Raw genomic sequence first — 14556 nt, 5'->3', positions numbered from 1 at the left:
TTTCGAGAGTTTAACCAATCTTTCCGTTCTGAAAGAGCGTAATTATAAACGCTTTTGCAAACATCAAGAATGTGGATTATCTCCTGTTCCTGTTGTCTGTTTACCTTTAGTTTGTACTGGTAGGTAAGCGTTATCACTGTCTTTCGTGAGCGTGATGTATAGTTAAATGGCTCTTCTAGGTTCTGTGTGATCAGTTTAACTTACATAGGATCGATCTTTGTGTCCTCTGTGTCTCTGTGGTTCCTTCCACTCCCTCGCTAGAAGGAATGTATCTTAGAATACATTTTACCCACCAAACCTGGGAGATCCGTTAAATTGTAACACTTACTGCCTAGGATATCAACTATAGCGGTTCTCACACCTGTGTGGCACAGTTTAACCTTTGCTAATTAAGCTTTTCACCATCGATAATGTATCTCTTGCGAACAGGAAACGCTATAATTACAATCATGGACCAAACTAATCGCTAACCTTAAAACAGTTAGTAGTCGCTTAATTAGAAAAGAATTTCCTTACTTAGCGGCAAAGTATTTCGACAACAAACCCTATTTTTGGACGGGAGCTTATTTCGTGGCTAGTTGTGGCGGCGTTACCGTCGAACAACTAAAAAAATACGTCGAGAACCAAAACTCCCGGAAAGTGGAGACCCTACCGCGTTAGTTTCATTCTGGTGGCGATTCATATCCAGTTAACCGCGTAGCGGTTTAACGGGAGTCCTCTCGCGACCTTGAGATAGGGAACTGCTTCTGAATCACCGGGGATTTTTCTAAAATTACTATTTCTAGTGTAGGGGGTCTAAGTGGGTTTTAGCCTAACTGCCCAATCAAACAACAATCTTAAGCTTTATCTCCTCAGTCCTCAACAGTGGTACAATTGCCGTCATAGCTAGGGGTGTCTGGGATAATCAGGCTGAGAAAGACCCTTAGAACCTGAGACTGGGTAATTCCAGCGTAGGGAAGCTGTTTACAGAGGAAATAAAATTATGAGACAAGAATGGGTTGCCCCCCGGCGCGGACAGGCAAATGTATCGCAAATGCACTACGCCCGTCAGGGGATAATTACCGAAGAGATGGCTTATGTGGCAAAACGGGAAAATCTCTCTCCCGAATTGATTCGCAGCGAAATCGCCCGAGGAAGACTGATTATTCCCGCTAATATCAATCACCTCAACCTCGAACCCATGGCGATCGGTATTGCTTCTAAGTGTAAAGTTAATGCTAATATCGGGGCTTCCCCTAACTCCTCGAATATTAACGAAGAACTGGAAAAATTACACCTAGCGGTCAAATACGGCGCCGATACGGTGATGGATCTCTCCACCGGTGGCGGTAATTTGGACGAAATTCGCACTGCGATTATCAATGCTTCTCCTGTCCCCATCGGTACTGTACCCATCTATCAAGCGGTGGAAAGTGTTCACGGCAATATTGAAAAACTCACCCCCGAAGATTTCCTGCATATTATCGAAAAACACGCCCAGCAAGGGGTAGATTACATGACGATTCACGCGGGAATCCTCATCGAACATCTGCCTTTAGTCAAAACTCGTCTGACTGGGATTGTCTCCCGGGGTGGTGGTATTATTGCTAAGTGGATGCTGCACCACCACAAGCAAAATCCTCTCTACACCCATTTCGATGAAATTATCGAGATTTTCAAGCGTTATGACGTTTCTTTTAGTCTTGGTGACTCCCTGCGTCCCGGTTGTACCCACGATGCTTCCGATGCGGCCCAATTAGCGGAATTGAAAACCCTCGGGCAACTGACGCGCCGCGCTTGGGAACACGATGTACAGGTGATGGTGGAAGGACCTGGCCATGTTCCCATGGATCAAATTGAGTTTAATGTGAAAAAACAAATGGAGGAGTGTAGCGAAGCACCTTTCTATGTTCTCGGTCCCCTTGTCACTGATATTGCCCCAGGATACGATCATATCACTTCGGCGATCGGGGCGGCTCTGGCGGGTTGGTACGGGACGGCGATGTTATGTTATGTCACCCCGAAAGAACATCTCGGTTTACCCAACGCTGAAGATGTGCGAAATGGCTTAATTGCCTACAAAATAGCGGCTCATGCGGCAGATATCGCCCGTCATCGTCCCGGGGCGCGCGATCGTGATGACGAACTCTCCATTGCTCGTTATAATTTTGATTGGAATCGTCAATTTCAGTTATCTTTGGATCCCGATCGCGCTAAGGAATACCACGATGAGACTTTACCCGCAGATATCTATAAGACTGCGGAGTTTTGTTCGATGTGTGGACCGAAATTCTGTCCGATGCAAACTAAGGTCGATGCCGATGCAATTACGGAATTAGAGAAGTTTCTCGCTAGTCAGAATCAGGACAATTTAACCCCAGTTTAAAGGGGAGTTATTGGAAGGGCTGACTTGATTTCAGCCCTATTCCTAGGATAAAAGTCAAAATTATGGGAATAGCCGCCATTTTTTTGATTAATTGACCCGTTTTTCTAGATATTGACCGATCATCAATTCTTGACCGGCGCGAGAGATAATCGTTTGTCGGGTGCGATATTGTTGACCGATGAGTTTAATTTCTTCTTCAAAGACAGAACCGGCGTATTCTGTTCTCAGACAGAGAGTAGAGGGGTTAGGAAAGGTATAAATGGCACTAACGGGTTTATCCGTCGCAAATCCCCGATCGCGATAGAGAATATTATCTAAAATACCGAATATAGTGGAACCGTTGGAGGGTTTTTTACTCTGGGGACGGAGATAATTACTTTGCCAAGTCACTTCCGTGCCACCTAATAAGGTTGTATCTTCCAGATTATGTAAACGGGCCAGTTGAATTAATGGTTCGCTGCCTTGGGGTAAATATTTAATCTCGATGGCACTGATAACTTCTTGGGGTTCCGTTTCTTGGGTGAGGGTGTAATAACGTCTCTGGGATTGCCAGCGTCCTTCTGTCTGCTTAAAAAAGGCTAAAGCCAAAGTTTCTAGCGATAATTGGGCGGTTTGAATTAATGTCATAGAAATAAAACCTTTCCTGTTTTTTGGGAGAGCAGATTTGTTATCCTTTGTCAAGAACTTGCCAGAGAATTGTTACACATCTTAATAGAATTATAACCCTGCATGGAAATTAAGTGGTAGGTGTGTTGAGAGAGATAATTGGGAAAAAGCCGCATAGATACAGCATTTACAGGGAAAAAACGGGATAACATTGCTAAAACCTGCGAGCTTATCCTAGTTACTTCCATCTACCCCTATCTATCGATTAATTCTGTCAAATTGGCTACAGTGAGGCCGAGGTGATTCCCCCAATCCCCTTTTTTACCTGTTACTTTTCACCCGATCTGCCCAGTCTTGGTATTGTTAAAAATATAGAACCTCCGAACAAGGTCTCAACTCCGTGCAGTTAAAACAAGTAATCATTGCCCATAAGGCCAACCATCCCCAAAGTAAAGCATGGGCGGAAAAATGCGCTAAACAGTTAGAAGCCCGTCAGTGTAAAGTTTTAATGGGACCCAGTGGCTTTAAAGATAATCCCTATCCAGTATTTTTAGCCTCAGCATCGGAAAAAATCGACCTCGCCATCGTTTTGGGCGGAGATGGAACCATTTTAGCCGCCGCTCGCTATTTAGCTCACGAAGACATTCCGATTTTAGCGGTGAATGTCGGCGGCCATCTGGGATTTTTAACGGAACCTTTTGAGATTTTCCAAGATACGGAGACGGTCTGGGAGCGTTTACAATCCGATCACTATGCGGTACAACAACGGATGATGTTAAAGGCCAGAATCTATGAAGGGGATAAAAGAAACCCCCAGGCAGTGAGCGAGGCATTTTATGCCCTGAATGAGATGTGTGTGAAACCCGCTAGTATCGATAGGATGCCCACCTCGATCCTGGAAATCGAGGTGGACGGGGAAATAGTAGATCAGTACCAAGGAGACGGTTTATTAGTGGCTACTCCCACGGGGTCCACCTGTTACACCGCTTCCGCTAATGGCCCGATTATACACCCCGGCATGGAAGCGATTGCTGTCACCCCGATTTGTCCCTTGAGTCTCTCCAGTCGGCCGATTGTCATTCCCCCGGCATCCCTGGTCAGTATTTGGCCTCTGGGAGACTACGAATTAAATACTAAACTCTGGATGGATGGCGCTTTGGCCACTTCCATTTGGCCTGGGCAATGGGTGGGAGTTACCAAAGCTGAAAAATTCGCCCAATTTATTATCCTGCGGGAAAGCTATTCTTTTTATCAGACTCTACAGGAAAAATTGCAATGGGCCGGGGCGAGAATTCATTATGATGGCAATCGTCATAATTAGGGTTTGCGGCAAAAAGTTTTTCGTGGGGACAGGGTGTGGCCCCCCCAACCCCCCCGACATCGGGGGGGCAAGTGGGGTGTAGGGTTTTACCGATTTTGAGGGGGTCAATTACCTAATTTTCAGGGAAAAAGTCCCTGAATTTTCCCCCCAATCACTCCAAAGGTCGGCACTTTTTGAGGTCAAAAAAGTCTAAAAACCTTATCCAACAAGGTTTTTAGATTTATTGAACAAGCCCTAAGTATATCTTCTAAAATTGGTCATTACTTCCGATTTTATCAGTAAATCCAGGCTTTTGGGGGTAGAACCCCCAAAACCCAGAAGCACATTTGCTGATTGTCGGTATTTCTGCAAGAGAGGGTCAAAAGTTGTCAAAATATTTGACAAAGTTGCCACTTTATGGTAAGAAATTGGGTTATTATTATCCCTTAAATTTTAAATTTCATCCCATCCAGTTAAGCCAGAAGACATAACATAACTGGTAACGGTTGCTTCAAAAAAGTTAGCTTTGGTGTGGCCTTCTTTTTTGGTATCGGAGAAGCGTTCCAGATGGTTATAGGGACTTTTGTTATACTTTTCTTCCCTGTATAAAGGCTCAAGTCCGATCGCTTTTAGCCGAATATTAGCGAGGTATTTAGTGTACTGTTCGGTACTGTATTCGGTAATACCTAAAATGTCGTTGCCAACGATGTGATTTGTCCAGCGACATTCGTGTTTAACGGCACTATCGAACATCTCATAAATCTGTTCAACGGAATGGGGAAAAATTGCCATGGCTTCGGGAATAAGTTTTTGATACAAACGGACGTGACTTAATTCGTCCCGGTTGATCATTTTGAAAACGTCAGCACTACCGGACATTAGCTGTCGAGAAGCAAGATTATAGAAAAAGATAAAGCCGTTATAAAAATACAAACTCTCCAGTAAATAGTCGGCAAGAAGGGCGATAAAATAGCTTTCAGTAGTTTGTTTGTCGATGTATTGCTGGTAGAGACTAGCAATAAATTCACAGCGATCCCTGAGAACTTTATCGGTGCGCCAAAAGTCATAAACTTCACCTCTGCGATCCGAGGGAATAATGGTTTCAATTAAGTATTGATAACTTTGATTGTGCATGGCTTCTTGGGAAATTTGTTCCGCCATACAAAGACTAATTTCTGGCGCAGTGACGCTACCTTTTAGGTGGGGAATATTACAGGTTTGTACGGAATCAAGAAAAGTTAGATAGGACAAAATACCATCATAAGCATATCTTTCTTCATCGGTAAGATGCCCGTATTCAGTCACGTCTTGAGTGATATCTAAGCGTTGCGGAATCCAGAAATTTTCGCGCATTTGTTGATATAAACCCACCGCCCAGGTGTAGCGGACATCGTTTAATTGCATCAGGTTAGTGGTGTTACCAAACCAGATCGAACGGTTTTTGATCGCATCATCTCCCGCTGGATTGAAGATCGGGGAAATGGGCATCGAATGGCAAGAATTAACTAAATGTAAGGACATGATTACTTGGATATTATGGCACTTTTAGGTTATAATAGATTTTCGGTAAAAAGTCAAATGTTTTGATTTTGATTAGGAATAAATTCAAAATCTAGGGCTTCTGCCAAAGTAAATGGGCAATCCTTCGGGAATTTCTCTAGGTTTATCCCTGTTTCAATAGCGGCTTTTTTTCTGGCCTTATTATAGCATTTTTTTAAATTGTCTTCTGTTAAAAAACTCTTAAGACTAGGGCTATTTTCTAAATCTTCTTCGATTCTCTCGCGATGCTCAAAAAGGGTTAATGCCCAGCTTCTGGTTTGTTTTTCTGGCTCTTGTAAGTATTTTAGTAAATGCCATAAAATTACGATCAGATTGCTTTTTAATGCTTTCTGTTGACTGATAGACATAGATTTTATTTCGTCAATTAAATTCTCTAAATCTAAATCAGAAAATTGATGATTTTCTAGTAAAGATATGGTTTTCTCTAGCCAGAGATAGTAGTCCTTTTCGTATAATTTCTTTTCCATAATTACCCACTTCACTTGCTTTTATACTCTGTCAATATTATTTTGAGATTTCAGGAAACCAATCCTCATTTAAAGCCTGTTCTATAGTGCAAATTGGAGCTAAACTGACCAAATTTTCAGCCATTCCAGATAATTCGATCAAAGAAATACGAGCTTCTTGAAAAGAGTTGTTAAAAATTTCAATTAGATAAGGCTGTAAACTAGGACTATCGGCAATAATTCTTTTTATGGCACGACGGAAATTCCTAATTTCATTTTTCCATCCTCTTTGATTATATTCTAATTCCGATTCCCAGTAAGCTAGTTTCAGCAAATGTTCTAATAACCGAGTTAAATAACTTTCTAAACTTCGTTTCTCACTTTTACCCATGCTACTAATTTCGTCAATTAAATTCTCTAAATCTAAATCAGAAAACCGATTATTTTCTAGTAAAGATATGGTTTTCTCTATCCAGAGATAGTAGTCTTTTTCGTATAAGTTCTTTTCCATAATTATCCCCCATTATTTTGATATTTCAGGAAACCAATCCTCATTTAAAGCCTGTTCTATAGTGCAAATTGGAGCTAAACCGACCAAATTTTCAGCCATTCCAGATAAATCCAGAAACAATTTACGGGCATTTTGATAACAGGACGAGAAAATTTCCGCTAGATAGGGCTTTAAACTGGGACTGTCTTCAATAATTTGTTGAATTCCTAGGCGAAAGTTACGAATTTCATTTTTCCATCCTCTTTGATTATATTCTAATTCCGACTGCCAGTAAGCTAGTTTCAGCAAATGTTCTAATAACCGAGTCAAATAACTCTTTAAGCTTTGTCGTTGGCTTTTGCCCATGGCGCTAATCTCCTCGATGAGATTATCTAAATCCAACTCAGAAAATTGATGATTTTCCAGTAAAGATATGGTTTTCTCTATCCAGAGATAGTAATCTTTTTCGTATAAATCACTCTTCATTGCTTAATCCTCTCCGAGAAACTCAGGAAACCAATTTTCATCTAAAATTTGGTCGATTGCTCCAATAGGTGTAGCACTTAAAGGTCTTTTATTGATGCTAGAACCTTCGACAAATAGATGGCAAGCATCCTCATAACATTGATCGAGAATCTCGGTGAGGTAAGATACTAAGTTTTTATGATGAGTTCCATCCTTTTTGTTGCTAATAATTCTTTTTATTTGAATGCGAAAATTTAAAATCTCTCGTCGCCACTTGTTTTTATTATAATTGCTCTTAGATTGCCAATAAGTTAATTTAAGTAAATGTTCCAAGAGTTTAGTTAGTAAACTCCCTAACTGCTGACGTTCTCTTCTGGAGATATATTTTATTTCTTCAATTAAATCTTCTAAATCCAACTCAGAAAACTGGCGATTTTTTAGTAAAGATATGGTTTTCTCTAACCAGAGATAGTAATCATGTTCGTATAAGTTCGTCTCCATATTTACTCACCTTAATTAACCATACTCCACCCAAATCATCAATCATTATTATTCTGATATTCAGGAAACCAATCATCATCCAAAGCTTGGGCAAGAGTGAGAATTTTTTCCCTGGGCAAAGTATTAATTTTTACTCCCATTTTTCTGGCTAGGATACGAAGGGCTGACTGATAACATTTATCAAAACTATTCTCTAGATAGGACTTTAAACTTGGATTATCATCAAGAACTTCCCATAAATCAATTCTAAAAATAGTAATTTCTCCTTGCCAGTGATTAGCATTATATTGACGTTCTGATTGCCAATAAGCGAGTTGCAGCAAATGTTGGATTATTCTAGTCAATAAACTTGTTAAGGTATGTTTTTCCTTAATACCCATACTTTTAATCTCCTCGATGAGATTATCTAAATCCAACTCAGAAAACTGGCGATTTTCTAGCAAAGATATGGTTTTATCTAACCAGAGATAGTAATCCTGTTCGTATAAAGTCTTATCCATAGCTGTGATTAGGTGATGAATAAGACTTATCTTAACCTTAATTAGCGCAACTAGAACAACTATCGTCAGACTCTCGAAAATTGTCCTTTTGTACGGTGCGGACATAATAAATCGCTTTACACCCCAATTCCCACGCCATGATTAGAGTATCAAAGATATCTTTAGCAGTGAGACAACGGTTAGGTTCTGCGGGGAAATAAACCCCTTCATTGAGGTTGAATAATAACTCCATAGAAATCCCCGTATCGATCCATTCTTGCATAGTGGCGATCGCTTTTACCACTTGCTGCTGTTCGAGGTTTTTATTCTCCGGATAAAACCAGAAAGCTTCTTCAATAAAAGGCGGCGCGATGGGAACGGTTCCCTTTGCCCATTTATCGTAGAAAAAGCGACTATAAACCGGCAAAACACTAGCGGTACATCCCTGTACCAAACTAGAGGAGGTATTAGGAGCAATGGCGGTAATATGGGAGTTACGGATGCCAAATCGTTGAATATCTGCGGCTAATTGTTGCCATCTTTGTGGTTGCACTGCGTTATTTAAAAACCATGCCACTGGTTTGGCACCGATTAATTTACCTTGACTCCATTCGCTACCCAAGAAAGCTTGATAAGCGCCGCGTTCTTTGGCTAATTCCATCGAGGAATAGGTACACCAATAGCCAATTTCTTCAAATAAATTACTAATTTCTGACAGGTTATTGTAGGATAACTTCCGTTTCGCTAACCAGTCAGCCAATCCCATCGCTCCTACCCCAATAGTGCGATATTTATCGTTGTGGTTTTTAGCATTATCAAAGGGAGGATTAGTGATATCGATAGTATTGTCGAGAATCCTGACAGCGATTTGACAATTAGACTCGATTTCTTCCCCGTCGATATTGGCTAAATTAAGGCTAACTAAATTACAGCAATGGGCAGTTTTATCGGGGGTGACATTCGAGAAACTCTCCGTGCATAAATTTACACCGGGGATATAGCCATCGTGTTTATTAGGATTAGCGCGATTGATGGTATCTTTGAAGGCAATGTAGGGCATTCCTGTTTCCACTTGGGAACGCATGATACTTTTAAATAAGTCCCGGGCATTGATTTTTTTATAGAGGACAATCTCTCTATCTAAATTAGCCTCTACTAAACGATAAGCCTCTTCAAATGCTTCCCCCCATAGTTCCGCTAATTCTATACCTAATTTATTGCGAACTTCGTAGGGATCTACTAATGTCCACTCGGCTTTATTTATCACCCGACGCATGAATTCATCGGTGATAACTAATTGGGGAAAAACATCATAAGCTTTGCGTCTTTGATCACCGTTTTCTGTCTGCATTTCCAGAAATTCTGGCACATCTAAATGCCAGATGTCAACACCGATGGTAACTGCCCCGGCGCGTCTTCCCCCCTGATTGACTGCAATAGCTGTATCGTTGAGTAATTTAATCCAGGGAATAATCCCACCGGAAGCATTAGCTTTCCCCATTACCCAGCTACCAGTGGCGCGAATTCTACTCACATTCACCCCGACACCGCCACCATTTTTTGAGATGCGGGCAGCATTAGTAATCTCGCCGAAAATGCTTTCTAAACTGTCGTCAATGGAGAGGATAAAACAACTGGTTAGGGAACCTTTGGGCGTGCGTAAATTGGCTAAAATTGGGGTGGCAAGAGAGATTTTTCTTTGGGCAATCGCCTGATAAAATTTCTTTGCCCAGGGGAGTCTATTAGCCGGCTCTTCCACAATGGCAAGCAGTAGGGAACAGGTTAATAATGCCTCTTGGGGTAACTCATTTTTGAGTAAATAACGGCTAGTGATTAACAAGGCCCCAGCGTAGTCATAATCGATATCCCAATCGGGATTAATCCAAGAACCGGCTTCTTTTAATTCTGCCTCGGAATAGATGAGAATCCTTTCGTCGTACAGGCGATTTTTAACTTGAGTTTTGACGGTTTTCTCGTAATTTCCGTACTGATAACCCCGCACTACCAAGGTATCTTTCCAAAGACTCCAAATATGCAATCTTCCCGCCACATAGCGCCAATCCGGTTCCTCGGGACTACACATTTCTAGAGCGCAATTGATTAAATTATCCTGTATTTCCCTAGTGGTAATCCCATCCCGCAGGCGTGTGGTTAAACCCGCTTCTAAGGCAATAGAATTGACTTTTTTGCCCTCACAAGCCCACTCTACCACGTCGCGAATTTTGCCGATATTTAAGCTTGTGGTGGAACCATCGCGCCGAATCACTCTAATTGCATGGCTGCCCATATTCGCTAAAGGGGTAGAACGAAAGGGTATTACTTCGTTATTTTTGTGAATGGAAACGGCAGTAGTCAAGGGCTTCGATTGCATAATTAGGAAGTTGCGGCGTTAAAAAATTTGACAAATTAATCTATTTGTACTAGAGTATTCTATCAGATTTTCTAGGAAAACACAACATCTAGCGTCTTAAATAATCCTATCACTCTATATATGGTATAGCGAGGATTGTTTTGTTCCCCAAAACAGTGTTTTAGGTGACATTTTCTGGCAAAAATTCTGGATTTTTCCTAGAAAAAATAGTTCTTTTGTATGCTTGACAAAAAGCTTTTTCTTTGATGGAAAAACAGACTGACTGCTGAGGAGGTTGTGGTGAGATTTTATTTGTTCTTAACTTTTCGATAATTTAAGACAAGAGTGGATTAAAAGTCAAATTTCCTCGGAGAACCTCTGAGAGAGTAAAATTTCTCTTTTCGCTATTTAGTGTCTTACCGCTAGAATAATAGGACAAAAACGCTATATATAGCGTCTAGCCAGCAGAGGACAAGGATGAAATATTTAGAAGAATGGCGTGATAGCGGGGTGGATGCGGAGTTAATCGCTCTCAATGTCACCGGTTTAGCGGGGCTATCTCCCAGTGAATACCTACTCTACTCCCAAGAATTACCGCGACGCAATGATGGCAGGGTTAGGGATAGTATTCTCAAGCGTTATGAACATACCAGTCAAGGCGGTTGGTGGTGTTCAGGAATTGACCTATTAACGGGTAATTATGACCTTTGGGGCTGTTTTAAGCCCGATTTTCCCCGTTTAAGCTTCGATAAGGCTAAACCGATTAAGTACGAACATCCCCCCCAAACCCCTACGGGAGTCTTTGCTTTGCGGGTTCCCCAGAAAATTTGGCAAAGGATAGCCCAGTCTATCAGTGTTAATATTTTAACTGAAGAAGTGGATAATAAGCAAGAGGATCTCGGTTTTTGGTCTTGGGTAATCAAACATCCAGAGATACCTATTTGTATTACGGAAGGGGCGAAAAAAGCGGGAGCATTACTAACAGCAGGTTATGTGACAATTGCCTTACCTGGAATTCACAATGGTTATCGAACTCCTAAGAACGAATTAGGCAGGAGAATCGGCAAATCTCATCTAATTCCGCAGCTAGAAAAATTAGCTAATTCGGGACGAAAGATTTATCTAGTTTTTGATCAAGAAACTAAACCAAAAACCCAACAAGCGGTTAATTTAGCTTTACAGAGAATGGGTTATCTATTCAGTCAGGCTAACTGTGAGGTAAAGGTAGTTACTTGGGATGCTGCTGACGGTAAAGGGGTGGATGATTTACTAATCAATCGAGGAGAAGACTACTTTCAACAAGTCTATCAAAAAGCCACCTCTTGGGAAATTTGGAAGGCAGCGAGTTTAAATAGGTTAACCCTCTCACCTCATCTAGAGTTAAATAGCCGTTACTTGCCAGATATGTCTATCCCGACATCAGCGCAGTTAATGGCGATTAAATCAGCTAAAGGTACGGGAAAAACTGAGTTTTTAGCCAAGATAGTTAAACAGGCTATTGCCAATCAACAAAAAGTTTTGGTTATCGGTCATCGAGTCAAACTGGTGGAGGAGTTGTGTCAACGCTTTGGTTTAAACTATATCAGTCAAGTTAGGGACAATCCTTCGGCACAAATTTACGGTTATGGTTTATGTATTGACTCTCTCCATCCCCAATCACAAGCTAAATTTAAAGCGGAAGATTGGCAAGGAGCTATTATTATTATCGATGAGATCGAACAGGTTCTATGGCATGGGTTAAATGGGGATACTTGTAAAACTAATCGTGTGGCAATTTTAAAATCCCTAAAGTCCCTGCTGCAAACTGTGGTCAGCAGTGGGGGAAAAATCCTAGTTGCCGATGCTGATTTAAGTGATATTTCCCTAGAATACTTAACTTCTCTAGCGGCGATTGAAATAGAAACTTTCTTGATTAATAACGAGTGGAAACCCAGTTATCAGCAAGCTTGGCGAGTTTATAACTACTCTGATAATACTCCCCAACAGCTAGTTAAGGATTTAGTTAAACATATTAAAGATGGAGGAAAACCCTTTGTTTGTCTATCAGCACAAAAATTAACCAGCAAATGGGGAACAATTACCCTAGAATCCTATCTAAAAAAGCAATTTCCTCAAAAGAAAATTCTGCGGATAGATTCAGAGTCATTGCAGGATTCTAGTCACGATGCTTATCAGGCGATTGGCAATTTAAATCAGTTGTTAATTAACTATGATATAGTTCTAGCTAGTCCTGCGATCGAAACGGGAATTAGTATTGATATTCAGCAACACTTTACCTCGGTTTGGTGTCTAGCACAGGGAATTCAAACTCCCACTTCTATCGCTCAATTTTTAGGGAGAATTAGAGAGAATATTCCTCGTTATATTTGGTCAGCAGTGTACGGATTTAATCAGGTGGGCAATGGTTCCACTTCTATCCCCAAACTTCTCACCTCTGGACACCGATTAACCGAGGTGAATATTCGCTTACTACACCAATCAGATTTAGAATCTCTGGAGGATTTAGATACAAGTTTTCAAGCGGAATCTCTCCTCTGCTGGGCTAAAATGGCCGTGCGAGTCAATGCTTATATGCTTAACTATCGTCAGTCAATTCTAGGAATTTTACAAGCAGAAGGTCATAGAATTAAAGAACGGAATCAGGAAGAAGAAATAGAAACAACTAATCAGTTAACGGCAGCAATTGAGGAAATTAGGGAACATAATTATCGTTCTGAATGCGAGGCCATTGCCAGCGCAGCCGAGATCACGGAATCAGAATATCGTTGGCTAAAAAAACAGTTAATTAAGTCAGTGAAAGAAAGGCGAATTCTCAGGAAATATGACCTATACAAACGCTATGGAATTCCCGTCACTCCGCAATTAGTGATTAAAGATGATCGGGGATGGTATCAAGAACTACGCTTACATTACTTTTTGACAATTGGGCGACAATTTTTGTGTGATCGAGATGCTTTAATTGCGCGTAAACTGATAGAATCAGGTCACGGAAGTTTATTTATTCCCGATTTTAATGGTAGTCAATTAGGAGTGATTATCGGGACGTTAGAAGTGTTAGGAATTGCCGTATTATTAGCTAATCCTGAAAGAGAATTAAATAATCATGATGCCGATTTACAAAAAATGGCCGCCATCGCCATTAAAAACCGCAACGAGATTAAAACTATCACCAAGATTAATCTCTCTGATACTTCCCGTCCTCTGACGATTATTCGTAATTGTTTAAACTTGTTAGGTTATGAATTAACCAGCAAGGGCAGCCAGAGAATTGCTAAAAAATCTCTAAAAGTTTATCAGATTGTTGCCCCCCAGGATGGTAGAGAACAAGTGTTTCAGCAATGGTTGTTTAGAGATGAAAAATGTGCGGGAAGTTCTGAGATTTGGTATGAAGACTATCTCTTTTCTCTCCCCCAGAAACCATCTCTAGGCGAACCGGAAAATGCTTATATTCAATTAAGTCTAGAATTATAGTCTAGCTATGGGGAGAATTGCCTATTTCAGCGATTTTTTTGCCTAAAATGACCACATCAGCCAGAAAATCTTCTAGATCGGCGATTTGAGGTAAATAACCCCATCGTTGAAAGCCGAATTTTTCAAAGAGACGAATACTGGCTTGATTGTGGGCAAAAATAATACAGATAAGATTAGATATACCCAGTTTGGGACAGCGCTCCAAGGCATATTCTACTAATAATTTACCGATTCCACGACCTTGATAATCGGAGGCAATGTATAAACTAACCTCTGCGGTTTTTTGGTAAGCGACACGACCATAAAACATCTGTAAACTGAGCCAGCCCACCACCCGACCTTCGAGTGCTATTACCCAGATGGGATACTGTTCAGGATCGTGCTTTTTAAACCATTCTCGCCGACTTTCGAGGGAAATAGGCTTTAAATCTGCGGTTGCCTTGCGAGTGGGAACAGCAGCATTATAGATCTCGATAATTGTTAGTAAATCTGTCTCTTTAGCCTCGCGAATAATCATGGAAGG

13 protein-coding genes, 1 pseudogene and 1 riboswitch are annotated in these 14556 nt (G+C 41.0%); of the genes and pseudogenes, 4 read left to right on the top strand and 10 right to left on the bottom strand.

Annotation, left to right across the window (positions count from 1 at the left end):
* Positions 1-137 (bottom strand): helix-turn-helix domain-containing protein (locus ACE1AQ_RS21540; protein ID WP_288056396.1); only part of this gene is annotated, 137 nt, incomplete at its 3' end.
* Between the two features lie 316 nt (positions 138-453).
* On the opposite strand from ACE1AQ_RS21540, the pseudogene ACE1AQ_RS21535 reads away from it, so the two are divergent.
* Positions 454-660 (top strand): annotated as a pseudogene (locus ACE1AQ_RS21535) (transposase); the annotation flags it as partial.
* Between the two features lie 217 nt (positions 661-877).
* Positions 878-974, top strand: a riboswitch (TPP riboswitch).
* 8 nt (positions 975-982) lie between these two features.
* Positions 983-2365: a phosphomethylpyrimidine synthase gene (gene thiC, locus ACE1AQ_RS21530; protein ID WP_110544450.1), complete on the top strand. Its 1383-nt coding sequence runs from the start codon at positions 983-985 to the stop codon at positions 2363-2365.
* Positions 2366-2452: 87 nt separating this feature from the next.
* On the opposite strand, the gene ACE1AQ_RS21525 is transcribed toward thiC, so the two are convergent.
* Complete coding sequence (locus ACE1AQ_RS21525; RefSeq protein WP_002738011.1) at positions 2453-2992, bottom strand: phycobiliprotein lyase; 540 nt, start codon at positions 2990-2992, stop codon at positions 2453-2455.
* A 379-nt stretch (positions 2993-3371) separates the two neighbouring features.
* Here ACE1AQ_RS21525 and ACE1AQ_RS21520 point away from each other — a divergent pair, with 379 nt between their 5' ends.
* Positions 3372-4292 carry an NAD(+) kinase gene (locus tag ACE1AQ_RS21520; RefSeq protein WP_008206349.1) on the top strand — a complete coding sequence of 307 codons (921 nt, stop codon included), beginning with the start codon at positions 3372-3374 and terminating at the stop codon, positions 4290-4292.
* 432 nt (positions 4293-4724) lie between these two features.
* Here ACE1AQ_RS21520 and ACE1AQ_RS21515 read toward each other — a convergent pair whose 3' ends face one another.
* The 7 genes from ACE1AQ_RS21515 to ACE1AQ_RS21485 are packed head-to-tail and all read right to left on the bottom strand — an operon-like array spanning position 4725 to position 10583.
* Positions 4725-5792 (bottom strand): ribonucleotide-diphosphate reductase subunit beta, encoded by a 1068-nt coding sequence (locus ACE1AQ_RS21515; protein ID WP_172456635.1) that lies wholly within the window; start codon positions 5790-5792, stop codon positions 4725-4727.
* 53 nt (positions 5793-5845) lie between these two features.
* A complete protein-coding gene (locus ACE1AQ_RS21510; RefSeq protein WP_110544455.1) occupies positions 5846-6298 on the bottom strand; it encodes a DUF29 domain-containing protein in 453 nt (150 codons plus the stop codon).
* A 37-nt stretch (positions 6299-6335) separates the two neighbouring features.
* Complete coding sequence (locus ACE1AQ_RS21505) at positions 6336-6788, bottom strand: DUF29 domain-containing protein (protein ID WP_110544457.1); 453 nt, start codon at positions 6786-6788, stop codon at positions 6336-6338.
* A gap of 12 nt (positions 6789-6800) precedes the next feature.
* A complete protein-coding gene (locus tag ACE1AQ_RS21500; protein ID WP_110544459.1) occupies positions 6801-7253 on the bottom strand; it encodes a DUF29 domain-containing protein in 453 nt (150 codons plus the stop codon).
* Positions 7254-7256: 3 nt separating this feature from the next.
* A complete protein-coding gene (locus ACE1AQ_RS21495) occupies positions 7257-7733 on the bottom strand; it encodes a DUF29 domain-containing protein (RefSeq protein ID WP_110544461.1) in 477 nt (158 codons plus the stop codon).
* 38 nt (positions 7734-7771) lie between these two features.
* On the bottom strand, positions 7772-8233 hold the full coding sequence (locus ACE1AQ_RS21490; protein ID WP_110544463.1) for a DUF29 domain-containing protein: 462 nt from the start codon (positions 8231-8233) through the stop codon (positions 7772-7774).
* Positions 8234-8270: 37 nt separating this feature from the next.
* On the bottom strand, positions 8271-10583 hold the full coding sequence (locus ACE1AQ_RS21485; protein ID WP_008206357.1) for a ribonucleoside-diphosphate reductase subunit alpha: 2313 nt from the start codon (positions 10581-10583) through the stop codon (positions 8271-8273).
* 456 nt (positions 10584-11039) lie between these two features.
* Between ACE1AQ_RS21485 and ACE1AQ_RS21480 the strand changes: the two genes are divergently transcribed.
* Positions 11040-14033 (top strand): plasmid replication protein, CyRepA1 family, encoded by a 2994-nt coding sequence (locus ACE1AQ_RS21480; RefSeq protein ID WP_110544465.1) that lies wholly within the window; start codon positions 11040-11042, stop codon positions 14031-14033.
* A 1-nt stretch (position 14034) separates the two neighbouring features.
* Here the strand turns inward: ACE1AQ_RS21480 and ACE1AQ_RS21475 are convergent, their stop codons facing one another.
* Positions 14035-14550, bottom strand: coding sequence for a GNAT family N-acetyltransferase (locus tag ACE1AQ_RS21475; RefSeq protein WP_008206368.1), 516 nt, complete (start codon positions 14548-14550; stop codon positions 14035-14037).
* Positions 14551-14556 lie beyond the last annotated feature (6 nt).

It is taken from the genome of Microcystis sp. BLCC-F209 (assembly GCF_041928595.1).
Lineage (GTDB): Bacteria > Cyanobacteriota > Cyanobacteriia > Cyanobacteriales > Microcystaceae > Microcystis.
This window is presented reverse-complemented; position numbering and strand designations above follow the sequence as displayed.